Origin of the sequence: Floccifex sp., from assembly GCF_051873495.1 — a bacterium.
Classification (GTDB): Bacteria; Bacillota_I; Bacilli_A; order Erysipelotrichales; family Erysipelotrichaceae; genus Floccifex.
This window is the reverse complement of record NZ_JBJEEX010000136.1, coordinates 1-22,896: the sequence shown is the minus strand read 5'-3', so window position 1 is coordinate 22,896 and position 22,896 is coordinate 1. Positions and strand designations below refer to the sequence as shown.

Annotated in this window: 29 protein-coding genes; 26 read left to right on the top strand and 3 right to left on the bottom strand. The window is 32.5% G+C overall.

Annotated elements, in window-relative coordinates; genetic code table 11:
• Nucleotides 1–50 precede the first annotated feature (50 nt).
• Nucleotides 51–536: a peptidylprolyl isomerase gene (locus ACI313_RS09070; RefSeq protein ID WP_320608201.1), complete on the bottom strand. Its 486-nt coding sequence runs from the start codon at nucleotides 534–536 to the stop codon at nucleotides 51–53.
• Between the two features lie 70 nt (nucleotides 537–606).
• Between ACI313_RS09070 and ACI313_RS09065 the strand changes: the two genes are divergently transcribed.
• The 5 genes from ACI313_RS09065 to ACI313_RS09045 all read left to right on the top strand — a co-directional run bounded on the left by ACI313_RS09065 (nucleotide 607) and on the right by ACI313_RS09045 (nucleotide 5,048).
• Entirely contained in the window at nucleotides 607–1,392 is a 786-nt protein-coding gene (locus ACI313_RS09065) for a hypothetical protein (RefSeq protein ID WP_320608202.1), read from the top strand.
• Nucleotides 1,352–3,331 (top strand): ATP-dependent DNA helicase RecG, encoded by a 1,980-nt coding sequence (locus ACI313_RS09060; protein WP_320608203.1) that lies wholly within the window; start codon nucleotides 1,352–1,354, stop codon nucleotides 3,329–3,331. Before ACI313_RS09065 ends, ACI313_RS09060 begins: the two co-directional genes overlap by 41 nt.
• 9 nt (nucleotides 3,332–3,340) lie before the next feature.
• Nucleotides 3,341–4,153: a hypothetical protein gene (locus ACI313_RS09055; protein WP_320608204.1), complete on the top strand. Its 813-nt coding sequence runs from the start codon at nucleotides 3,341–3,343 to the stop codon at nucleotides 4,151–4,153.
• 79 nt (nucleotides 4,154–4,232) lie between these two features.
• Nucleotides 4,233–4,382, top strand: coding sequence for a hypothetical protein (locus ACI313_RS09050; RefSeq protein ID WP_439755833.1), 150 nt, complete (start codon nucleotides 4,233–4,235; stop codon nucleotides 4,380–4,382).
• 3 nt (nucleotides 4,383–4,385) lie between these two features.
• Nucleotides 4,386–5,048, top strand: coding sequence for a DUF4300 family protein (locus tag ACI313_RS09045; RefSeq protein ID WP_439755835.1), 663 nt, complete (start codon nucleotides 4,386–4,388; stop codon nucleotides 5,046–5,048).
• 24 nt (nucleotides 5,049–5,072) lie between these two features.
• On the opposite strand, the gene ACI313_RS09040 is transcribed toward ACI313_RS09045, so the two are convergent.
• Both ACI313_RS09040 and ACI313_RS09035 read right to left on the bottom strand, forming a co-directional pair.
• Nucleotides 5,073–5,792: an SIS domain-containing protein gene (locus tag ACI313_RS09040; protein WP_320608206.1), complete on the bottom strand. Its 720-nt coding sequence runs from the start codon at nucleotides 5,790–5,792 to the stop codon at nucleotides 5,073–5,075.
• Nucleotides 5,793–5,794: 2 nt separating this feature from the next.
• Nucleotides 5,795–6,217 (bottom strand): HIT family protein, encoded by a 423-nt coding sequence (locus tag ACI313_RS09035; protein ID WP_439755834.1) that lies wholly within the window; start codon nucleotides 6,215–6,217, stop codon nucleotides 5,795–5,797.
• A 317-nt stretch (nucleotides 6,218–6,534) separates the two neighbouring features.
• On the opposite strand from ACI313_RS09035, the gene ACI313_RS09030 reads away from it, so the two are divergent.
• The 21 genes from ACI313_RS09030 to ACI313_RS08930 form a co-directional block, all read left to right on the top strand.
• On the top strand, nucleotides 6,535–7,878 hold the full coding sequence (locus ACI313_RS09030; RefSeq protein ID WP_320608207.1) for a UDP-N-acetylmuramoyl-tripeptide--D-alanyl-D-alanine ligase: 1,344 nt from the start codon (nucleotides 6,535–6,537) through the stop codon (nucleotides 7,876–7,878).
• Complete coding sequence (locus ACI313_RS09025) at nucleotides 7,875–8,927, top strand: D-alanine--D-alanine ligase family protein (protein ID WP_320608208.1); 1,053 nt, start codon at nucleotides 7,875–7,877, stop codon at nucleotides 8,925–8,927. Before ACI313_RS09030 ends, ACI313_RS09025 begins: the two co-directional genes overlap by 4 nt.
• Nucleotides 8,921–10,072: an alanine racemase gene (gene alr, locus ACI313_RS09020; protein ID WP_439755832.1), complete on the top strand. Its 1,152-nt coding sequence runs from the start codon at nucleotides 8,921–8,923 to the stop codon at nucleotides 10,070–10,072. The genes ACI313_RS09025 and alr overlap by 7 nt, the downstream gene beginning before the upstream one ends.
• Entirely contained in the window at nucleotides 10,072–11,088 is a 1,017-nt protein-coding gene (locus ACI313_RS09015; RefSeq protein WP_320608210.1) for an acyltransferase, read from the top strand. The genes alr and ACI313_RS09015 overlap by 1 nt, the downstream gene beginning before the upstream one ends.
• A 3-nt stretch (nucleotides 11,089–11,091) precedes the next feature.
• Nucleotides 11,092–12,687 (top strand): NAD(P)/FAD-dependent oxidoreductase, encoded by a 1,596-nt coding sequence (locus ACI313_RS09010; RefSeq protein ID WP_320608211.1) that lies wholly within the window; start codon nucleotides 11,092–11,094, stop codon nucleotides 12,685–12,687.
• On the top strand, nucleotides 12,671–13,747 hold the full coding sequence (gene yqeH, locus ACI313_RS09005) for a ribosome biogenesis GTPase YqeH (protein WP_320608212.1): 1,077 nt from the start codon (nucleotides 12,671–12,673) through the stop codon (nucleotides 13,745–13,747). The genes ACI313_RS09010 and yqeH overlap by 17 nt, the downstream gene beginning before the upstream one ends.
• Nucleotides 13,747–14,037, top strand: coding sequence for a YhbY family RNA-binding protein (locus tag ACI313_RS09000; RefSeq protein WP_320608213.1), 291 nt, complete (start codon nucleotides 13,747–13,749; stop codon nucleotides 14,035–14,037). Before yqeH ends, ACI313_RS09000 begins: the two co-directional genes overlap by 1 nt.
• Complete coding sequence (locus ACI313_RS08995; RefSeq protein ID WP_320608214.1) at nucleotides 14,034–15,065, top strand: nicotinate-nucleotide adenylyltransferase; 1,032 nt, start codon at nucleotides 14,034–14,036, stop codon at nucleotides 15,063–15,065. Before ACI313_RS09000 ends, ACI313_RS08995 begins: the two co-directional genes overlap by 4 nt.
• Nucleotides 15,052–15,390 (top strand): ribosome silencing factor, encoded by a 339-nt coding sequence (gene rsfS, locus ACI313_RS08990; protein ID WP_320608215.1) that lies wholly within the window; start codon nucleotides 15,052–15,054, stop codon nucleotides 15,388–15,390. Before ACI313_RS08995 ends, rsfS begins: the two co-directional genes overlap by 14 nt.
• Entirely contained in the window at nucleotides 15,380–16,081 is a 702-nt protein-coding gene (locus tag ACI313_RS08985) for a class I SAM-dependent DNA methyltransferase (RefSeq protein ID WP_320608216.1), read from the top strand. The genes rsfS and ACI313_RS08985 overlap by 11 nt, the downstream gene beginning before the upstream one ends.
• Nucleotides 16,078–16,767 (top strand): 5'-methylthioadenosine/adenosylhomocysteine nucleosidase, encoded by a 690-nt coding sequence (locus ACI313_RS08980; RefSeq protein WP_439755831.1) that lies wholly within the window; start codon nucleotides 16,078–16,080, stop codon nucleotides 16,765–16,767. The genes ACI313_RS08985 and ACI313_RS08980 overlap by 4 nt, the downstream gene beginning before the upstream one ends.
• A complete protein-coding gene (locus ACI313_RS08975; RefSeq protein WP_439755830.1) occupies nucleotides 16,754–17,209 on the top strand; it encodes a hypothetical protein in 456 nt (151 codons plus the stop codon). Before ACI313_RS08980 ends, ACI313_RS08975 begins: the two co-directional genes overlap by 14 nt.
• A complete protein-coding gene (locus ACI313_RS08970) occupies nucleotides 17,210–17,740 on the top strand; it encodes a DnaD domain-containing protein (protein ID WP_320608219.1) in 531 nt (176 codons plus the stop codon).
• On the top strand, nucleotides 17,737–18,360 hold the full coding sequence (nth, locus tag ACI313_RS08965) for an endonuclease III (RefSeq protein ID WP_320608220.1): 624 nt from the start codon (nucleotides 17,737–17,739) through the stop codon (nucleotides 18,358–18,360). The genes ACI313_RS08970 and nth overlap by 4 nt, the downstream gene beginning before the upstream one ends.
• A gap of 67 nt (nucleotides 18,361–18,427) precedes the next feature.
• Nucleotides 18,428–18,868: a ribose 5-phosphate isomerase B gene (rpiB, locus tag ACI313_RS08960; RefSeq protein WP_320608221.1), complete on the top strand. Its 441-nt coding sequence runs from the start codon at nucleotides 18,428–18,430 to the stop codon at nucleotides 18,866–18,868.
• Nucleotides 18,869–18,940: 72 nt separating this feature from the next.
• Entirely contained in the window at nucleotides 18,941–19,864 is a 924-nt protein-coding gene (gene cysK, locus ACI313_RS08955; protein WP_439755829.1) for a cysteine synthase A, read from the top strand.
• Nucleotides 19,865–19,866: 2 nt separating this feature from the next.
• The gene (locus tag ACI313_RS08950; protein WP_320608223.1) at nucleotides 19,867–20,280 is read left to right on the top strand and encodes an RrF2 family transcriptional regulator; all 414 of its coding nucleotides are present in this window, start codon (nucleotides 19,867–19,869) and stop codon (nucleotides 20,278–20,280) included.
• A 37-nt stretch (nucleotides 20,281–20,317) separates the two neighbouring features.
• On the top strand, nucleotides 20,318–20,734 hold the full coding sequence (locus ACI313_RS08945) for a DUF523 domain-containing protein (RefSeq protein ID WP_439755828.1): 417 nt from the start codon (nucleotides 20,318–20,320) through the stop codon (nucleotides 20,732–20,734).
• A 44-nt stretch (nucleotides 20,735–20,778) separates the two neighbouring features.
• Entirely contained in the window at nucleotides 20,779–21,339 is a 561-nt protein-coding gene (locus ACI313_RS08940) for an HD domain-containing protein (protein WP_439755827.1), read from the top strand.
• A gap of 5 nt (nucleotides 21,340–21,344) precedes the next feature.
• Nucleotides 21,345–22,463 (top strand): AI-2E family transporter, encoded by a 1,119-nt coding sequence (locus ACI313_RS08935; RefSeq protein WP_439755826.1) that lies wholly within the window; start codon nucleotides 21,345–21,347, stop codon nucleotides 22,461–22,463.
• 132 nt (nucleotides 22,464–22,595) lie between these two features.
• On the top strand, nucleotides 22,596–22,896 hold a 301-nt coding region (locus ACI313_RS08930), incomplete at its 3' end, for a hypothetical protein (protein ID WP_439755825.1).

Below are 22,896 nucleotides of genomic sequence, written 5' to 3'. Positions count from 1 at the left end.
GTACGTACGGTGCAATGAGAGGGGCGAAAATAGTTTATTTTCCCTCTACTCTATTCCTTTAAACGAATTGACTTAATAACTTGTGGTGTTTTAGGTTTATCTCTAAAATCTGTTTTAACACTCGCAATTTTGTCTACGACTTCAATTCCTTTTGTGATTTTTCCAAAAGCAGCATATTGACCATCTAGATGAGGAGCATCTTGGTGCATAATAAAGAATTGAGAACTAGCTGAATTTGGATAAGATGTTCTAGCCATAGATAATACACCACGTGTATGTTTCAATTTATTTTTGAAACCATTGGCATCAAATTCACCCTTGATTGTCTCTTTTGAGCCACCCATTCCTGTTCCTTCAGGGTCTCCACCTTGAATCATAAAACCAGGAATTACACGATGGAAAATAATACCATCATAGAATTTTTCATTAATTAATTTCACAAAATTTTCAACGGTTCTAGGTGCAATGGTTGGATATAGTTCTGCTTCCATTACCGATCCGTCTTCCATTGTGATAACGATATCAATTGTTTGCATAAGGTACCTCCATTCTTTATATTATACAGAATGGAAGTGATTTGTGCTACAATAGGTACGAGGTGATTTTGTGAAATTATTAAAAAATATTGATATTAAACCGGCATTGATTCCAATGGGGTATTTATATGTTTTAAGTGCTTTATATAATGTTGTTTTCTTAGTTGGATCCAATACATTTGAAGGAATTATGTTTTTCGTGTTTGAAATGATTATGGGATTAATTAGTAGTGTTGGATTCTATTGGCTTTGTTTAAAGACATGGAAAATCGATAAGAAAATTGACACAAATTCTATTTTAAAAGTTTTATCATTAGAACTATTGTATTTATTTATTTGTTTAGGAATTCTTCAACCCATGATAGGAAAAGACAATATGTTTATGCAGATTGTTGGCTTATTAATTATGGTTTATATGATTCCAATACAATTAATTTATTTTTATGGATTAGCTAGTGGTAAATCATCTTATAAAGAATTAGGAAAATTTGTTTGGAATGTGATTAAAAAAGAAAACCGTTCTATTATTAATAAATTCTGTATTTGTTTATTAATAATGATTTTCTTAGATACTATTTCAAGTGGAATGTTAAGTGCGGCTAAAGGATTTGACACATGTTCATTAAGTGTTTTAGTTTTATTATACGGAAATCCATTGATGTCATTAATGGTATTTTTATTCTTTGCGGCAGGATTTAAGTTGGCAATTGTCGATTGTATTGCCTATGTTGTGATGTATATCATTTTGGCATTCTGTTATGGATTATTAGATATTAATTATATTTTATTTATTAGAAGAAAGAGTTGCATTGAAGATGAATCTAGAAGTGATGAAGTGCACCAAGAGGCGAACTGAACTTTTAAATCGAATGGGAATTAATAGTGTAGAGGAATTATTGAAAACATATCCGATGCGATATGAGACAATACAGTCTACACCTTTTTTAGATTGGAAAGAAAACGATTCGGTTTGTTTTGAAGGACTGATTTGTCGCCAAGCACAAGTGATTCGTTTATCTAAGAATCGTTCCATGACAAAATTTAAAGTCATTAGCTGGGATGAAGAATTAGAAATCACATTATTTAATCGTCCTTGGACGCAACAATTTACATTTGGGAAAGTCATTACTTTATTTGGAACATATCAAGGAAACCATAAAGTTGTGGCATCAAATTATAATTTTAAGCCTTTGAAAGAACAAATTGGAATTCATCCTGTTTATAGTTTAACAGAAGGGTTGAAACAAAATGAAATGCATCAAATTATGGCCAAAGCCCTTACGTTTGTGGATGAAATTGAAGACGTGATACCGGAACAATATCGTTTGAAATATCGTTTGTTGACTCAAAAACAAGCATATACTTTAATTCATCAACCTAAAACAAAAAAAGACATTGAATTGGCTATTCGTACTTTGAAATACGATGAATTTTTACGGTTTCAGTGTGTTATGCAAGCCGTTCAAAATCAGAAAGTACAAACAGAATTTAAAATACCGCGAAAATTCGATGAAACAATTATCGAAACATGGATGAATTCTTTACCATATACACTTACTAAAGACCAACAAAAAGGAATTCATGAAATATTAAACGACATGAAATCCAATAAAATTATGTTTCGCCTTGTGCAAGGAGACGTAGGCTGTGGAAAGACAATGGTCGCCATTGCTGCTTTATACGCAAGTTGGTTATCAGGATATCAAGCTGTATTTTTAGCGCCTACTGAAATTTTGGCAAAACAACACTATGAAAACTTAAAAGCACAAAATTTAGAATGTGCTTATTATGTTTCAAGTCTTCCAGTCAAAGAAAAAAAAGAAACATTGGAAGGATTAAAAACAGGAACCATACCTATTGTGGTAGGAACTCATGCCTTATTTCAAGAAAATGTCATTTTTTCTAATTTAGGTTTAGTCATAATCGATGAACAACAACGATTTGGTGTGAAACAAAGACGAGCCCTACTTGAAAAAGGACAAAATGTTGATTTTTTAATGATGTCGGCAACACCCATTCCTAGAACGTATGCACATTTTTTATTTGGTGATATGGACATTACCAACATTAAAGAAATGCCCAAAGGAAGACAACCCGTAAAAACAAAGTACGTGAAAGGCAAGAGCATGGCTCCTGTTTTAGATGAAATATTAGATGGCATCCAACAAGGTTATCAATGTTACGTTGTATGTCCTGCTATTGATGAAAATGATCCATCTATGAAAAGTGCGACTTCTATTTATAATGGTATGAAAAAAACACTTCCTCATATTCGCATTGGACTATTACATGGAAAACTAAAAAAAGAAGAAAAAGAAGAAGTGATGAATCAATTTAAAAATCATGAACTCGATATATTAGTAAGTACAACAGTTATTGAAGTTGGAATTGATGTTAAGAATGCGATATATATGGTTATATACGATGCCCATCGCTTTGGACTAAGTACCCTTCATCAATTAAGAGGAAGATGTGCAAGAAGTGAGCAACAAGGTCATTGTTTCTTATTAAGTAATTCAAGTGATGAACAAGCCATTAAACGCTTAAAAATGTTGGAAACACTAACTGATGGATTTCAAGTCACAGATTATGATTTGCAGATTCGTGGGCCAGGTGATATCTTAGGAATACGACAAAGTGGACTTCCCAACTTTATTTTAGGAGACTTAAATAAAGACAAAGCCATTATGGAAGTCTGTATACAAGATGCTAAAGATATACTAGAACGACAGGAGGATGACAATATGCTTCGCTTTGTGCATAGGGCAGTGGAAAAAGCGGAGTATTTTGATTAAAATGAGAATATGGATAAGATAAAAATAAAAACGAAACTTACATATTTTATTTCTCTAGGAGCTATATGTGTCATCTTGGTCATGTTGACGTATATGTTCTTTTTGAGAACCATTCAAGTCGATGTGATGCAAGGTCTATCTATCGAATATACCGGGGAAAACGGAAATGCCTCAGCCAGTGCTAAAAATGAAGTCATGGACTTAAACCAAAGAACCCAAGACTTTTATAAAAGTGTAACATATGTGGTTACTCCCAATGAAAATTTACGCAATGGATTGGTTATTCACGTACAAGCCAGTTTCGATGAACAATTGGCTAGTTTATATCACTTCGAAGCTATCAATACGCAAATGGATATCGTTGTATCTGGGTTAAATGATCGTTATGCTTCTTTAGAACAAATCGATGAAAAATATTTGGATGATTTATTGAAAGCAGCGGATTCATATCTAGAAAACAATGCCAAACAAATTATTGAAGCCAATGAATTAAACGAAGAATCGAAATTAGAACAATCACATGTTGTGTATCAATGTTTCATGAAATCTAACAACAGTAAGGCAAGTGATCGTGTTTTAGTGATGTATCAAATGAATTATTTACACAAAGACGATGAAACTATTCTTTACTATACGGTTTCAATTCCGGAAGTAAACGATGGCAATAAAGTCGATAAACAAGATGTGTTTGGAGAGAAAGCGTATTTATCTGAAAATGAAATCACAAATCTAGATTTTGCGGGTTATATTCAACGCATTTATGGTGGCCAATATACCATTGAACAAATTCATCAAGAAACGGACTCTAATCAACAAGATTAGAGTTTTTTTATTAAATCTTTATAATCCTTAACTCAAAAATTTAGAATGCCTTGATAAGATAAGACAGGAAAGGAAATTTATGAAAAAAATAATTATACCGATTATCGTTCTCTTATTAATTGTTGGCATGGGATATCAAAATAGAATTGTATATTCAAATTTAAACGATTTAAAATCACAAGAACTTTTATCGAAATTAATGAAAGATACGATTTTAAAATCTAAATAAGAAATATTATTTCAACACATTTATCAAATCAACGAAGTATTTAAAAACGATGAACTAAGTAAAGGATTTGAACCATTAAGGAAAGAAAATAAATATGATCCATATGAAATTCAAGCAAGATGGGATAAAAAACACCCTGATTTTTTAGGATATAATTGTCGCATTACGGCATTTTCTTTATTCAGTCAATACATTGAAATACAAGAATCCAAACCAATAAAAGAAGCTGTACCATTGGATTTGTATGCTCTACAAGAAGATAATAGTGCTTTAAAGGGAGAAGAACAAAAATTTGCTCGTTTTTATGAAGACATTGAAACAACGATGACCAAAGACATTGAAGAACACGTGAATACAATTCATGAAGAATGGAAAAAACGAGGAATTGTATTTTCAAAACAAGATAAAGTTAGTTTGATTTCTGTTTTCTTTCATAGTGATATAGATGATGAAAACGTTCTTCAAATCGGACATACGGGACTGCTTTTTGATGACAAAGATGGCTTATATTTCTTTGAAAAATTAGCTTTCCAAGAACCGTATCAACTCATTAAATTTAAAAACCGTAAACAATTATCAAAATATTTGATGGAAAAATACGACGTGAATGAAAATCAACCCGTTAGTCGTCCTTTTATCTTTGAAAACAATCACTTATTAAAATAAAAATGATGGCATTTGCCATCAATTTTAATATAAACGCGTATATTTTTTAAATAAAACATCATTCACATCTTCGTTTCCATCGCAGTTTAAAGAAACAAAGACAGGTGGTTCAATGCCATTGGCTAATAATTCTTCGGCACAGCTGACATTGATAGCTTGAACAATAAAGGCATTGGCCATACTACTAGTAGGACAAAGACTTGCTTTCATGCCATCTAAGTGTAAAGCACTATCACCCATAACACCACAATTATCAATGACTAAATCGGCAATATCTTTTAATAATTTACCAGATTCATGACGAGAAGTGACATGATTAGAATGATCTAGATTTGTAATCGCGATGACTTTAGCTCCTTTTTTCTGTGATTCCATCGCTAATTCAATTGGATACGCATTACGACCAGAATTTGAAGCAACTAGTACAATATCACCTTCTTGAATGCCATACAAATCAACAAGGATTTTGGCATAACCAGAAAGACGTTCAATGTGAGAACTCTTAGTTGGATGTTCTGTTAAAGTTAATTCACTTGTTAGTATAGGCTTTACGAAGGCAAGGCCACCGGCTCGTCCATAAAACTCTTCGGCAACGGTATGAGAATGACCAGAACCACTGACAAAAAAGTTATGGCCGTCCATAAAACTATGGGCAATCCATTTACCAGCTTGTTCTAGGTTTTCGCTTTGCGTGTCTTTAATTTTTTGAATGACTTGCAGTCCGATATCAAATACTTGTTCCATGTTTAGAATCCAATCTTTTTAATCACATCTTCAAAGTCTTTGTTTTCAATTGGATTAAATTCAATGGAAACAGAATCATTATCTTTGTAGCGAGGAATTAAATGAACATGGAAATGATTTACACTTTGACCAGCAGCTTCATGGACATTTGATAATACATTGATTCCATCACATCCAAGTTCTTTTTCCATTTTTAGCGCAATTTTTTGAGCTACATCGAATACATGATGTAAAACATCAGAATCACATTCTAAAAATGAATCAAAGTGTTGTTTAGGAATGACTAAAGTATGTCCTTTACTAGTAGGATTTACATCAAGAAAAGCTAAGACAGTTTCGTCTTCATAAATCGTATAATTAGGAATTTCTTTATTCACAATTTTACAGAATATACACATATTAAGTCTCCTTTTTTTATATAGTATACTCCTATAAAAAGCGAAAAGACAAGCTAAGGGGATGCTTGTCTTTTCTTAAATTAAGGGGATAGAAAATTAGTATGAATATCAATTCATACCGGCAAGGCTTTCCTTGCTTGAATGAAGTATATCACATAGTATGACACAAAATGTGTGATAATTTTGGGAAAATATGTGAAATGACATTTTTTTCGTTTTTTTTGCCATAAATTTAACGAAATATGGCTATTTTTTGTTAAAAGTGGGGACTTAGACCTATTTAATAGAATTCTAAACAAAGACGTTGTTTTATGGTATAATATAATCCAAATAGAGGTTTGAAAATGATTAAAAAAACAGTGAAAGAAATTGCCGATTTATTGCATACACAGGCATTTGGAAATATAGAACAAGACATTGAAGGAGTTCAAACAGATTCTCGAAATGTAACAGAAAAAACGCTATTTATTCCATTAATTGGACAAAGAGTTGATGGACATAGTTTTGTGAAAGATATGAAATGCGCTACGCTTTGGCAAAAAGACCATGTTCCTTATCCTGAACATGTTCCTTATATTTTAGTAGACGATACAACGCAAGCTTTACAAGCACTGGCAAAAGCTTATTTAGATACACTATCTTGTAAAATTATTGCGGTAACAGGATCCAATGGAAAAACAAGTTGTAAAGATATGTTATGCGCTATTTTTTCACAAGAAAAGAAAACACAAAAAACACAAGGAAACCATAACAATGAAATTGGTCTTCCTTTAACTATCTTAGAATTTGATGAAGACATTGAAATTGGTATTTTAGAAATGGGAATGGAAAATAAAGGGGAAATTGATTTTCTTTGTTCCATTGCGCAACCAGACTATGCCATTATCACAACAATTGGTTCTGCTCACATGGAAAATTTAGGTGGTAAGCTTCAAATTGCACAGGCAAAATGTGAAATATTTGAAAATATGAAAGACAATGGAACTTTATACTACAATGTACAAAGCCCAGAAATTGAAGAAGTATTAAAAACGCTTTCCTTTGGGAATAAAAAAGCTATTCCATTTGGAAAGGGAAGTGATATTTGTGTCACAAGTGATTTAATTGTGGAAGGAGATTCCATGAAATTTACTTGTTCTATTTTAGATGAACAAGTAACTGTTCATGCTCTAGGAGCTCATCAAGCGGATAATGCTCTTCCTTGTATTGCCTTGGCAAAACAATTAGGAATTCAAGATCAATCAATTTTAAAAGGATTAAAAGAAATGGAAATGACAAAGATGCGTACTCAACTATGCAAAGTTAAAAACTGTCAAATCCTTGATGATTCTTATAAATCCAATCCTGAATCTTGTAAAGCGGCAATCGATACTTTAATGAGCATTCCAAGTAAAAGACACATTGCTGTGTTATCCGATATGTTGGATTTAGGTCCGAATGAACAACAACTTCACTATGAAATCGGATTATATGCGAAAGAAAAAGGAATTGATGAATTAATTTGTACTGGACCACTATCCAAATTCAGTGCAGAAGCGTACAATGGTCAGTGGTTTGAAACAAAAGAAGAATGTGTAAATATTCTTAAACCATATATATATCAAGATTGTGCGATTCTAGTTAAGGGGTCTCGTGCAATGGCGATGGATAAAATCGTAAGTGCATTGAAAGAGGAGGAAGTAAAATGAAATTAAGTTTAGGGGTTGTATTTGGTGGACAAAGCAGTGAATACTCTGTTTCTTTACATTCAACTGCGTCATTTTTAAGACAAATACATGAAGAAAAATATGATATTACTAAAATTGGAATTGATGTCGAAGGACATTTCTATGTATATACAGGAACTATTGATGATTTAGAACACGATCATTGGAAATCGGAAGAAACTTGTATTCCATGTGCTTGGACACACAAAGGAATTATCTTATTAGATGGTTCGAATAAATTCATTGAATTGGATTGTGTATTCCCAGTTGTTCATGGAAAAAACTGTGAAGATGGAACTTTACAAGGATTATTTGAAGTAATGAATATCCATTATGTAGGATGTGACACAATGTCATCTGCTATTTCAATGGATAAAGAAATTATGCATATTTTATGTGATCAAGCACAAATTCCATGTGCTAAATACGTTTGTTTAAATGCCCGTAAAAAGAATTTAACATTTGCACAAATTCAAGAATTATTCCCACTTCCATGGATTGTTAAGCCATGTAACGCGGGAAGTAGTTACGGTGTTTCAAAAGTAAACAATGAAACAGAATTTGAAAAAGCTGTAGAAGAAGCGTTCTATTATGATGGACGTGGAAAAATTCTTGTGGAAGAAATGATTGATGGTTTTGAAATTGGTTGTGCTGTAATGGGAAATGAAATCATCAGAACAGGAAGCTGCGACGAAATTGAAATTACACGTGGAATCTTTGATTTTGAAGGAAAATATGCGATGGATGGAGCTAATATTTATTGTCCAGCTCGTATTGACCAAAAAATATTTGATGAAGCACAAGAATTAGCTAGAAAAGTATATGTGGCAATGAATTGTTCAGGACTTGCTCGTGTCGATATGTTTGTCACAAAAGATAAAAAAGTAATTTTAAATGAATTAAATACACTTCCAGGAATGACAGCCACTTCTCGTTATCCTTCTATGATGAAAGAAGCTGGTTTAGAATTCCCAGATTTAATTGACCAATTAATTGACCTTGCGATGCAAAGGGTGGTAGGAGCATGTTAGAAGCTTATTCGCGATGTTGGGCGGAAATTGATATCAAAGCGATTGCACATAATGTTCAAGAAATCCAAAAGCTTGTAGGTGAAACTAAAATCATGGGAATTGTGAAAGCCAATGCCTATGGTCATGGAGATGTACAATGTGCTAAAGCACTAAAAGAATGTGGAGTCGATTTCTTTGGTGTTTCAAGCATAGATGAAGCTTTAAATTTACGTAACGCTGGTATTGATGACAATGTCCTAATTTTAGGATATACACCCGAAGAACATTTTCATTATCTACATGAACAAAATATTATTCAGTCCTTAGTTAGCTTAGACTATGCGAAAACACTAAATGAATATGCGATGACACAAAATGTACAAATTCGCGCTCATTGTAAAGTGGATACCGGAATGTGTCGAACAGGTATCATTTATCAAGATCAAAGTAAAAATATGGATTCTATTCTAGAAGAATATCAATTATCAAATATTCATGTAGAAGGAATTTTCTCACATTTTCCAGTGAGTGATGAACTAGATAAAGATAGTAAAGAATTTACTTTGCATCAAATTGAATTATTTAAAGAAGTGTTACAACAATTAGAACAACATGGCATTAATCCTGGAATTCGTCATATTCAAAATAGTTATGGTATTTTGAACTATGGAGATTTAGGATTTGATTATTGTCGACCAGGTCTTTTATACATGGGTGTGACAAGTGATGATTCTGTTGAAATTGAATCCAATCCTGATTTTATTCCGATTTTATCTTTATATGCCAACGTTAGTTTAGTGAAATGGATTGAACCAGGACAAAGTGTAAGTTATGGACGTCATTTTATTGCCCAAAAACCAACGAAAGTCGCAACCATGTCTATAGGATATGCCGATGGCCTACCTCGATTGGTTTCAAATAAGAATTTAGAAGTATTGGTTCATGGGATTCGTTGTCCATTGATTGGTAATATTTGTATGGATCAATGCATGATTGATGTTACAGCGGTTGATGATGTGAAACAAGGTGATGTTGTTTGTATTGTGGGACAACAAGGAAAAGAAAAAGTGACGATTGATGAAATTAGTCGTAAGGCACAAACCATCAATAACGAAACGCTATCTTGTATTACGAGTCGTGTTCCTAGAATGGAAAAGAGGCAATAATGGCTAAAAAAAGACAATACGCGATGATTGATATCGCAAAATATGTATCGGCTTTATTAGTTGTTGCGATTCATACGTTTCCTTTTTATGAAATAAGTGAAACATTGAATACGTATTTTATTCAAACCATTTGTCGAATTGCGGTTCCTTTCTTCTTTACTACTTCTGGTTTTTTCTTCTTTCGTAAATGGAGCGAAGACAAAGAAGTGAACAAGGAATCTGTTAAAAAATATTTATTACGTTTATTAAAAATTTATTTAATTTGGAGTGTTATTTATTTACCTTATACAATTTATGACTATACAAGAGATGGATTCCAAATTATGAATATTGTGAGCTATGTTCGTGATTTTCTATTAAATGGAAGTTATTATCATTTGTGGTTTTTACCAGCATTGATGACGGCTACAGTGATTGTTTCTTTTCTATATTCTAAAAAAGGATTAATGACAACTCTAAAAGTATGTTTAATTTTATATATTTTTGGATATTTTATTAATGTTTATGCACTTGTATGGGAACAAATTCCTGTGATTTCTTTCTTTTATGAATTCTTTACTAAAGTATTCACAACATCACGGAATGGTTTCTTCTTTGGTCCTTTGTTTGTATGCATGGGCTTATTATTAGCGCGAACAAAACGATTAGACAAAAAATTAAATCAAATTGGTTTCTTAATTAGTTTTATTTTACTTGTTTTAGAAGTAACAATCTATCGTGCTACAGGAATTCTAAGAGATCTTACAAGTATGTATATTTCTTTAATTCCAGCTGTATATTTCTTTGTGAATTGGATGTTGACAATTAAAATTCCATATAAAGAATCATATAAAGCTATGCGAAATGAATCGTTATTAATTTATACTTCTCATATTTTATTTGCGAAAGTATTATTGATTTTATTTCCAGAAGCACACTTGGTTGTGTACTTTGTGACACTTGCCTTAGCACAAGGATTTGCGTCGTTAGTTATTCATTATAAAGAAAAGTATCCGATATTAGAAAATTTGGTATAAAGTATGATTCGAGTTTTTCAAGTTAAGTGTGATGTCGATGATGAAAAAGTGATTATCAAACAACTTTTGAAAAAACTAAATATTACAAGAAAAGACCTTTTTTCATGGAGTATTCATAGAAAAAGCGTGGATGCCCGCAAACAAAAGGTCTTGTTTTCTTATGTCATCGACTGTGAAATTAAAAATGAACAAAAAGCATTAAAAAATAAAGACGTTCATATTTGTCCAAATGAAACATATCACTTTGTTTCTAAAGGAGAACATGAACTTAAATCTCGTCCTGTTGTAGTTGGATTTGGGCCAGCGGGTATGTTTGCGGCTTTAATTTTAGCGCAACAAGGATACAATCCCATTGTGATTGAAAGAGGAAGTGAAGTTCATACACGTATTGAAAAAGTCAATACGTTCTGGACTAAAGGACAATTAGATGAAGAATGTAATGTACAATATGGTGAAGGAGGAGCGGGAACGTTCAGTGATGGAAAACTAACGACTCGTTCTAAAGATAGCCGCGCACGTAAGGTTTTAGAGGAATTAGTTCATTTTGGGGCTAAAAAAGATATCTTAATCGATGCCCATCCTCATATTGGAACCGATGCCTTTATTGATATTATCTATAATCTTAGAGAAGAAATAAAAAAATTAGGTGGAACTTTCTATTTTGATGCGAAATTAGAAAACATTGAAATAGAAAATAATGAATTGGTTTCGATTCAAGTCAATGGACAAACAGTACCATGTAATGCGTTAATATTAAGTATTGGACATTCGGCAACGGATACTATCCAAATGCTTCATGATAAAGGTGTATACATGGAAAATAAACCATTTGCGATTGGAGTAAGAATTGAACACAAACAACAATTCATTAACGAAGCAATGTTAAAGGAATATGCCAATGATCCTAGATTGATTCCTGCTCGTTATCAATTAACACATACCGCATCTAATAATAAAGGAGTCTATACATTTTGTATGTGTCCAGGAGGATATGTGATTCCTTGTAGTAGTTCGAAAAATAAATTAGTCATTAATGGAATGAGCTATGCTTCACGTGATGGTGTGAATGCCAATAGTGCTTTATTAGTGCAAGTAAATGAATCTGATTATGGAACGGAATTATTTGATGGTCTTAAATATCAAGAACAATTAGAACAAAAGGCATTTGAAATGGCCAAAGATTATAAAGCACTTGTACAATTATCAACGGATTATTTAAATAATGTAGTTTCCACTCATTTAGATCAAGTAGAACCAACTTATGCTTTGGGATATACATTTGGGAATTTAAATGAATTATTTAGTGAACCTGTAAATTTAGCTTTACACGAAGCTTTAGAAAATTTTGAAAAAAGAGTTCCTGGCTTTGCTTCAACTTCCGTTTTATCAGCAGTTGAATCAAGAAGTTCAGCCAGTGTTCGTATTGTTCGTAATGAACAATTAGAAGCCAATATAAAAGGAATTTATCCAGCAGGAGAAGGTTCAGGATATGCCGGAGGCATTATGACAAGTGCAATTGATGGAATTCGGTGTGCAGAATCTTTAATTTCATATTATGATAGTAAAAAGCGAGGTGAAAAAAATGGCAGCGTATTGTAAAGGATGTGGAGTCGCTCTTCAAAATGAAAGACCCAAAGAAATTGGGTATGTACCTACATTAGATGCGATTTATTGTCAAAGATGTTTTAAAATCAGAAATTATGGAGATGTTTTAATTTCCATGCAGCAGGGAATTGAGTCTAATACTACTTTTCAAAAAATCAATGAAATTGATGCGGTAGTATTCTGGATTGTGGATTTATTCGCATTCGAATCCAGTCTAATTCCTAAACTAAATCAAAAATTACCTGGAAAAGATATTATCATGGTTTTGACAAAGCGTGATCTTCTTCCTAAAACACTGACAATCGAAAAAATTAGTGCTTTTGTACAGGAGCGTCTACAAGAAGAACAAATTGTCGTGAAAGATATTTTATTATCTAGTGATTTATTAAAAAACAGTGATGAAGCTAAGGAATCCATTGATTTTATTAATCAAGCCATTGATTATTATCGCGAAGATAAAGATGTTGTTTTTATGGGAGTGGCCAATGTTGGTAAGTCTACTATTTTAAATCATTTAAATCAAAATAAAGACTTAACAACTTCTTGTAATCCGGGAACAACACTTGATTTGGTTCCTATTAAACAAGATGGATACACAATCTATGACACACCAGGAATTGAAAACCATCATAGTATATTAACGTATTTATCACCAAAAGATTTAAAAACAGTGATTCCTTCTAAGCCAATTCGTCCTTTTGTTTCGCAAATCTATGAAGATCAATCATTTGCGGCAGCGGGATTGGCGCGATTGGATATTAAAGTAAAAGGAAAAGCGAGCGTAGTTGCGTATTTTTCGCGTTCGATTTCCGTTCATAGAGGAAAATTAGAAAAAGCAGATGCCCTATGGCAAAATCATTTAAATGAAATGTTGTCACCTTGTCTTGATACATCGCTTTTAACGATGCATACATATCATTCAAAGATGATTGATAAAAAAATGGATGTAGTGATTCATGGAATTGGTTGGTTTTGTATAAGTGGGGAAATTGAAGAAGTAAGTGTAAAAGTACACAAAGGTATATATGTGACATTTAGAAAGGCGATGATTTAATGTTATCTAGTGCAAATAAGAAATATTTACGTAAATTAAGTATGAATTATAAATCTTTATTTCAAATTGGGAAAGATGGAATTAGTGATAATTTAGCACAAACTCTATCAGATTCATTGGAAGCCCATGAATTAGTAAAATGTAATTTATTAAAAACTTGTCCTGTATCGGTTCGAGAAGCAGCAATTGAATTGGCTGGACTTACAAATAGTGAAGTTGTTCATATCGTAGGGCATACATTTGTTTTATATAGACGTAGTAAAGAAAATAAATTAGGATTAAAAAAATGAGAATTGGCATTTTAGGAGGCTCTTTTGATCCTATTCATTCGGGTCACATTTCTTTAGCAAACAGAGCTAAACAATTATTAAATTTAGATGAGGTATGGATTTTACCGAGTAGTTTAACGCCTTTAAAGGATCGTAAACTCACAAATGATGAAGATCGTAAAAATATGATTTTAATGTCCATTGCTTCATATCCTCATTTAAAATTATGTACTCTAGAAATGGAACGCAAAGGAGTTAGTTATACAATTGATACGATTAAACAATTAAAACAAATGTATCCGGAACATGATTTTTATTGGATGATTGGTAATGATCAATTAAAACAATTTGATTTATGGAAAGAACCAGAACAAATTTGTGAGCTTGTTCATGTCATTTGTTTTAATCGAGATCATGAAATTGTATCAACGTCCTACAACATTCAAACACTTCATATGGATGATGTTCTTGTGTCTAGTAGTGAAATACGTAATGGATATAAATTAGATTATTTGTGTGATGGTGTATTAGACTATATTTATGAACATCGTTTATATGTGGAAAACTTTGTGGCTCAAAGAGTAAAACTAAAGCGTTTTGCGCATTCAGTTTCAGTTGCACATTTATGCGAAGAATTTGCGCGAAACAATGGATTTGATGTTCAAAAAGCGTATTATACGGGTTTATTTCATGACATTGCCAAGAGTATGACAAAAGAAGAAATGGAACCCATTATGGATAGTCTTTGTCCAGAAAATAAAAAATATGCCGTAGCGGTATGGCATGGATTTGTAGGTAGTGTAATTGTTCAACGTGATTTTAAGATTCATGATGCTCAAATCATTAATGCGATTTATCATCATGTATTAGGAACAAGCGATGATCCTTATGCCATGATGGTATTCTGTGCCGATAAGCTAGATCCATTACGTGATTATGATACGTCCTATGGTATTTCTTTGTGTAATGAAGATATTACTAAGGGATTTAAACATGAACTTGAAGAAAATAAAAAATATTTAAGAGGGAATAAAAATGGAAATCAATGAAATTGTTTTAAAAGCGATTAGTGAAAAAAAAGGATTTGATATTCTAGATTATGATATGAAAAGTTTAACTCCTTTTATGGATCATATGATTGTTTGTTCGACCACAAATATTCGTCAAAACTATGCGATTGCCATGAATATAAAAGATCGTTTAAAAGAAGCGGGTTGGCAAGGGTCTTTCCATATGGAAGGTGACAGTGATTCAAAATGGATTTTACTTGACTTAGAAGAGTGTGTTGTGCAACTCTTTGTTCAAGAAGAAAGGCAGGTGTATCAACTGGATCGATTGTATTGCGATGTTCCAGTGAAACAATATGATTTATGATAAATTGTCGTGTTATTATGATGCCTTAGTAAAAGATGAACAAGCAACCCAAGCTTGGGTAAAATGGATTGAAAGCGTTGTTCAACCTTGTTCATTACTTGAACTTGCGTGTGGTTCAGGAGAAATCACATTGGCGCTTGCACAAGATGGTTATACGGTTTCCGCACTTGATTTAAGTGAGGGAATGGTACAAAAGGCAAAAGAAAAAGACAAGAATGGTCGCATTGATTTTTATTGTCAAGATATGAAAGATTTATCTAATTTTAAATCATTTGATGCGATTACTTGTTTATGTGATAGTTTTAATTATATTTTATCAAAAGAAGAGGTTTCTCATTTTTTTGAAGAAGTAAAAAATCACTTAAATATAAATGGATATTTTTTCTTTGATACTCATTCATTGGATCGTTTAACAGAATTTGAAGAAGAATTTAATGAAACAGGTCATTTTGATGATTGTGATTATCAATGGTCTATTATGTCTGAAGATGATTGGGTTTATCAAGATTTTGCGTTTTATTTTGATGATGAAGTGGTTCAAGAACATCATATTCAAAGAGTATATGATCCTAGTTGGCTTGAACAAGAACTTCAAAAACACTTTGAAATTGTTTCGGTTTCAACAGACTTTGATTTAGAAGGCATTCAAAGTGGAGAAAAATACTTTTATGTATGCAGGAGGAACGTATGATTGGAATTATTGCGGCAATGGATGCGGAAGTTGAACAAATTATTCAGTTTGTGGATGTGACGAAAAAAGAAACAATCGCTAAAACAGAATTAATCTATGGAACAATGAAAAATGTAGATGTTGTGATTTGTAAAAGTGGTGTGGGAAAAGGAAATGCGAGCATGGCCACAACGATTTTATGTATGAAAAATCAACTTGATGGCATCATTAATATTGGAACAGCGGGTGGCTTAATCCAAGAAGAAAAGGTATTGGATTTAGTCATTAGTGAGGATATTGTACAAGCGGATTATGATACGTCTCCATTAGATGGTCAAGAAGGACTTGGTTTATGGTATAAAGCCGATAATCGTTTAAAAGAAAAATGTAAAGAGGCTTGTGAACAATGTGGTATTTCATATCATGTTGGAACGATTGCGAGTCAAGATTTATTTATGGCTCGACAAGAAGACTTTAATCGTGTGATGTCTTTATTTCCTTCTTCAATTTGTTCGGAAATGGAAGCAGGGGCAATTGCCCAAGTGGCATCTACTTTTAATGTTCCTTATGTCATTGTTCGATCTATTTCGGATACAATTTATCACAATGAAAATGCGATGGAATTCTCTAAATATGTATCTTTGGCTAGTCTACAAAGTGCTAAGTTAGTTCATACATTAATTGAGGATTTATATGAAGAAAAATAGCAGAATTTCTTCTAAAGGTCTTACCATTCTTTTGGCTGTGGTTTTGTTTTTATTGATTGCGCTGAACTGGTCTTTATTTATTAGTGGACCTAGTCGCATTCATGAAGAAAAAGAAGCACAGACCATTACCAAGATAGAAAAGAGAGTAGAAGGAATCCAGGGTCTTCGTTGTCATGTTTTTGATTATGTGACATATAATGGGTATTTAAATGATACTTTGTATTGGTTTGATGAAAATGGAGATACCATTACGAAAAGAGAAATCATAAATCTTGATTATGATAAGGCCAAAGAAATTGCCAAGGAAGAATATGGAATTAATTGTGATAGTATTGAATTGGCTTATGGGTACAATAATCCGTGTTATGAAATTAGAGGAGATAATCGTTTAATTTTAATTGATTTTGATACGTTTGTACGGGTATATGAAAGGGAGATCTAAATGAATATTTTTAATGAAAATTATTTTAATCGTCGTAATTGGATTTTAGAAAATTTAGAAAATCTTCATGTGAATGCCAAAGAGGCATTGGTTTTGTTGTTGATTGATTACTACAATGAAATCCATGTCATGATTACGCATGAAATTATTGCGGATAAGTTAAAAATGGAAGTGGATGAAGTTGAAGAGATTTTCTTGTCTTTGTCTGATAATGGATACTTAACAATTGATATGGATGGTGGAAATTTATTTTTTAATATTGAAGGTGTTTATCAAAAAGATGTTAAAGGAGTGCCTTTATCGCCTTCTTTAATTGAAACATTTGAATATGAATTCAAGCGTCCTTTATCTCCTTTTGAAATGCAACGTATTATTGATATGGCTTCGAATTATGATGAAAGACGAGTGATTTGTGCTTTAAATGAAGCGGTTGTCTACGATAAAGTGGATTTAAACTACATTGAAAAGATTTTAATTTCGTGGGCTAATAAAGGATTATCGATTGAAGATATCGAAAAAGGAAAACGATGAGCGGAAATGAAATTTTAGATGAAATTGAAAAAATCTTCCCCAATGCGAAATGTGAACTACTACATAATAGTTCGTTTCAATTATTAGTGGCCGTGGTTTTATCGGCGCAAACAACGGATGCTTCGGTTAATAAAGTAACACCTAGTTTGTTTGCTCGTTATCCCGATGCGAAATCATTAGCACAGGCGGATATTCAAGATGTGGAAGATTTAATTCGTTTCATTGGTCTATATAAAAATAAAGCACGTTCCATTGTGAATTTATCAAAAGAATTGATGAATCGTTTTGATGGACAAGTGCCATCATCTTATAAAGATTTAATGTCACTTCCTGGAGTGGGAAGAAAAACAGCCAATGTGGTAAGATCCGTTGCCTTTGATATTCCTTCTTTTGCGGTAGACACCCATGTAGAAAGAGTTTCCAAGCGGTTAGGATTAGCTAAGCCCAATGACAGTGTGGAAAAAGTTGAAGAAAAATTAAAACGTAAAATTGATCGAAGTCGTTGGAATCAGGGCCATCATGATATGATTTTCTTTGGAAGGTATTTATGTACTTCTAGAAATCCAAAGTGTAATCAATGTCCTTTTGTGACGATTTGTAAGCGTGATAAATACAGATAAACCAAAGATAGTAGTATCATTTGGTTTTTTTTATATTATAATGGTAAAGAATATGAGGAGGTATATTATGAAAATTGCGATTGGAAATGATCATGGAGCTTATAGCTATAAAAATGAAATTATGGATATGTTGATTAAGGAAGGATATGAAGTTATTAATGTCGGATGTGATGGACCTGAATCAGTGGATTATCCAGACTATGCTAAAAAAGTAGCGGACTTAGTAGCGAATAAAGAAGTCGATTTTGGAATTGTAATGTGTGGAACAGGAATTGGAATTTCCATTGCAGCTAATAAAGTAAAAGGAATTCGTTGTGCTTTATGTACAGATGTGACAATGGCTCGTCTAACTCGTGAACACAATGATGCCAATATGTTAAGCATGGGACAAAGAACAACAGGAATTGAAACAGCTAAGGATATTGTGCATACGTTCTTAACGACTCCTTTTTCAAATGGCGAAAGACATATTGCTCGTATTAAAAAAATTGCGGAACTAGAAAAATAATCATAGTTGACACCTAACGTGAGTCGGTGTATATTAATACCAACTTAAATGGTAGGTAAAGGAGAAAACATTATGATTTATACAAGTGCAGATCAATTAATTGGAAAAACACCGTTATTAGAGTTAGTGCATATTGAAGAAAAGTTTAACTTGAAAGCGAAAGTAGTTGCGAAATTAGAGTATTTGAATCCAGCGGGTTCAGTTAAAGATCGAGTTGCCAAGGCCATGATTGAACAAGCGGAAAAAGATGGTAAATTAAAAAAAGGTTCCGTAATTATAGAACCAACAAGTGGAAACACAGGAATTGGATTGGCAAGTGTAGCTGCCATTAAAGGATATCGAATTATCATTGTTATGCCGGATACAATGTCAATTGAACGTCGTCAAATTATGAAAGCCTATGGAGCGGAATTGGTTTTATCCGATGGTTCTAAGGGAATGACAGGAGCCATTGAAAAGGCAAATGAATTGGCATCTCAAATTGAAAATTCATTTATTCCATCTCAATTTGAAAATCCTGCTAATGCCAAAGCTCACTTTGAAACAACGGGACCAGAAATATATGAAAATACACAAGGAAACGTGGATATTTTTGTAGCAGGTGTTGGAACTGGTGGAACAGTAACAGGAGTTGGTGAATACTTAAAGTCAAAAAATGATAAGATTCAAGTGGTAGCCGTTGAACCTGAAACGAGTCCAGTATTATCAAAAGGACAAGCGGGTCCGCATAAAATTCAAGGAATTGGAGCTGGTTTTGTTCCTAAGGTATTAAACACAGAAGTCTATGATGAAGTTATCACGATTGCCAATGAAGATGCGTTTGAATATGGTGCTTTAATTGGAAAAACTGAAGGATTCTTAGTAGGAATTTCTTCAGGAGCGGCTTTATGCGCGGCTATTCAACTTGCACAAAGAGAAGAAAATGAAGGAAAAACAATTGTTGTTTTATTCCCAGATACAGGAGATCGTTATCTTTCAACGCCAATGTATAAATAAATATGAAGATATCAACAAGAGGTAGATACGCACTTCGCGTAATGATTGATTTAGCACAGCACATGGACCAAGACTATGTTCCTATGAAAGAAGTAGCCCAACGCCAAGAGATTTCTTTAAAGTATTTAGAGAGAATTATGCCTTCTTTGACAAAAAATAACTTTGTGCAAGGGGTAATTGGACAAAAAGGTGGATATAAGTTAGTTCGTTTACCAAAAGAATATACCGTTAAAGAAATTTTAGAAGTTGCCGAAGGGTCTTTGGCTTTAATTGCTTGTTTGGAATGTGACCAAAATCCATGTAGTCGTAAAGACACTTGTAAAACCTTGCCAATGTGGAAGGGAGCACAAAAAGTAATTGAATCTTATTTCGATGGCATTACTTTACAAGATTTACTAGATGGGACTTTCGATTGAAAGTCCTTTTTATGTTACTATAGGAGTGAGGTAAAAAATGAAAGTATTAGTGAGTGCTTGTTTATTAGGAAATAATTGTAAATACAATGGAAAAAATAATTATAACGAGAAAATCTTTAAACAATTTACAGACGATGAATTGATTGAAGTTTGTCCTGAGTGCCTAGGAGGACTTCCAACGCCAAGAATTCCAAGTGAAATTGTTGATCAAAAAGTAATCAATAAACAAGGGATTGATGTCACAAAAGAATTTGTAAAAGGAGCTCATCTTGCCTTAGATATAGCGTTATCAAATAAAGTGGATGTAGCCATTTTACAGTCTCGTTCACCTAGTTGTGGGGTAAAAGAAGTTTATGATGGTACTTTTTCTGGTACGAAAAAGAAGGGACAAGGAATTTTTACTCAGTTATTAGTTGAACATGGTATTAAAGTAATCGATGTTGAGGATTTATAGCGTTTTTCTTGAATTCTATGTCATTTTAGTGCATTCTTATTGATATGGAAGCAAGAAAATTATTAAATACAATTTCGTTTATCGAAAAATTAAAAGGAACAATGCGTCATTGCCAAACTTCAAATGGATATGAAGAAAGTGTGGCAAGTCATAGTTGGATGATGGCTTTGATGGCATATTTCATGAAAGATGAATTTGAACAAATCGATATGAACAAAGTCATTTTAATGTGTCTGGTACATGATTTAGGAGAGTGTTTTACAGGGGATATTCCGGTTTTTCAAAAGACAAATCAAAATGAAGAAAATGAAAAAGGACTTTTAGAAAACTGGATTGAATCTTTAGAAGAGCCATTTGCCAGTGAATTAATGTCTTTATTTAAAGAAATGGATGAACAAAAGACGATGGAAGCTAGAATTTATAAATCAATTGATAAGATGGAAGCTGTAATTCAACATAATATTTCGGATTTATCTTCTTGGTTACCCCTTGAATATGATTTAAATTTAACATATGCCTTTGATCAAGTTTCATTTAATGAGTATTTGTTGAATTTAAGAAATGAAATTAAAAAAGATACAATTTTAAAAATAGAGAAAGGATGATTTGATTGTTTGATGATAAATTATTATTAAAGTTGTCGAAATGGATTGTTGGTGTTTTTACTTGTTGTATATTGATATTCTTAGGAATTAAATATTTTGACGTTTTAACGGCAACGATTTCTTCCTTGATTGGATTGGCTATGCCATTGATTTTAGGAATTATTTTTGCGCTTATTTTAAATGTTCCGATGGGATTTATTGAAAGAAACATAAAAAATAAAGTAAAAAAAGGAGTTCGTCCTCTTTCTATTTTATTATCTATTTTAATGGTAGCAGGTATTTTAGTAGGTATTTGTGTTTTAGTTATTCCTGAGTTAGTACAAGCCATTCGCTTAATTATTGAAATCACAATGGATTTTTTGGATGCAGCGAGTAATTATGATGCCAAAGTATTTGATTTTATTCCTTCATTAAACATTGACTGGGAAGGAATTAAAAATTCCTTAGAAACATGGGCCATTACATATGGAAAGAACATTATGAACTCAGCTGCCAATATGGTGGGATCTGTTGTCAGTGGTACTGTGAATTTCTTTGTGAGTTTAGTGTTTGCGGTTTATATTTTATCCGCAAAAGAAAAATTAAAAGGACAAGTAGCTCGTTTAATTCATGCGTGGTTACCAGAAAAAGCAGGTCATTATATTATTCATGTAGGCGTTACTTGTAATCGTATATTTAAATTATACGTTGCCGGACAAGCGACCGAAGCTGTGATTCTAGGAACACTTTGTATGATTGGCATGTTGATATTAGGAATGCCATATGCTCCTATGATCGGTGCATTAGTTGGAGTAACAGCTTTAATTCCTATTGTCGGTGCATTTGTAGGATGTGGGGTTGGCTTTATTATGATTTTAACGGTATCTCCTTTTAAAGCCATAATATTTGTAGTCTTCTTCTTAATTTTACAACAAGTCGAAGGAAACCTCATTTATCCTCGCGTAGTTGGCTCAAAAGTAAATTTACCGGCTATTTGGGTATTGGCCGCTATTACGATTGGTGGAAATATCAGTGGAATATTGGGGATGTTGTTTGCAGTACCTGTCACAAGTGCTTTATATACTTTTGTGAAAGAAGGCACTGTTTATATGGAAAATAAAAAGAATAATAATGTACATGTATAATGTCAATTTAAATTGTACTATTGAATTAGAAATCAGCTCCCCCTTCTCGCTGGTTTCTATTTTTTTAAATTTTTTAAAATAAATTTTTACAAATCCAAATTTTTTTCGAATTATATATTAAGGAGGAAAAATATGGATTTAGATACTATCGCAAAGAAAATTAATGCGAATAAAAATGTGATTGCGATATACGCAAAAAATTTATTAGATGAATTTAAAGGATATGATAAAGAAACGATCAAAACTTGTATTGAATCAATAGAAGTGGATGCCAATATGACTGTTGGCTACAATACCGAAATCAATCTTAAAGGAAAAATCATTCTAGATTTATTAGTGGGAATTCGTGAACCAAAGACAAATGAATTAATTTATCTGAATATTGAAATGCAGGCAACCGAAAAGAAATTAGACTACCCAATTGAAAAACGTG